1 protein-coding gene is annotated in these 1,055 nt (G+C 63.7%); it reads right to left on the reverse strand.

All coding sequences use genetic code 11. The features are described from left to right. The coding region (locus ACFYVJ_RS34790; protein ID WP_388900532.1) for an AMP-binding protein at window positions 1-995 on the reverse strand (995 nt) is incomplete at its 3' end. Window positions 996-1,055: the final 60 nt, after the last annotated feature.

The following is a 1,055-nucleotide window of genomic DNA, read 5'->3' on the forward strand; positions in this document are numbered from 1 at the left end:
ACGGCGAAGCTCAGGTCGCTCAGCGGCCGGCCAATCGGGCTGCCTTCACCAGCCACATCGGCGGCAGTCAATTCGCGGACCGAGGCGTGGACCGTCGTCTCGGTAATTCCGTACAGATTCCACACCCGCGGCCGCTCACCCCCCGGATGCTTCAGCAACTCAGCGATCTGCCCCGCACGAACCGCCTCACCACCCAGCACCACATGCCGCAACCCACCCGGCACACCACCGGACATGTACGGCAACAACCGCAACAACGCCGACGGCGTCAAACTCGCCACCGACACCCCCCGCTCACCCAGCAACCGCCCAAACGCCACCGGATCACGACTGTCCTCAAACGACACCAACTCCACCCGGCCACCAGAAGTCAACGCACCCCAGATCTCCCACACCGAGAAATCAAACGCCACCGAGTGAAAACACGACCACACATCATCCCGCGACCAGTCAAACCACTCCCCCACCCGATCAAACAACCGCACCACCGAACCATGCTCCACCCCCACCCCCTTCGGCTCCCCCGAAGACCCCGACGTATAAATCACATACGCCAAATCACCCGCGCCCACCTCCGGCAACACCACATCGATGTCAGCCTCGCCACCGGAGACACCTACCAATTCAGCGGCACCCGACAACTCCGCGCCCACACCGCCGCGGACGCCATCGTCAACCACCACGAAACGCGCACCAGAATCCCGCACCATAAACCGCAAACGCCCACCCGGATAACCCGGATCCAAAGGCAGATACGCACACCCCGCACGCATCACCCCCAAAAGCCCCACCACCACATCCACACCACGCCCCATACACACACCCACAACCTCACCCCGACGAACCCCCCGCCCCACCAACGACCGGGCAAGCCCATCCGCACGCCTCACCAACTCCCCATACGACAACACCCCACCAGCACCCGACACCGCCACAGAACCCGCAACCCGCTCACCCCACACCGCCACCAACGACGGCACAACCACGCTGCCCATCACACACCACCCCAAAATCACCCCGGGTCAACAACCCGACCAACCCACAAAAACCACTGC

The sequence above is a fragment of the Streptomyces sp. NPDC004134 genome (assembly GCF_042874195.1).
Lineage (GTDB): Bacteria > Actinomycetota > Actinomycetes > Streptomycetales > Streptomycetaceae > Streptomyces.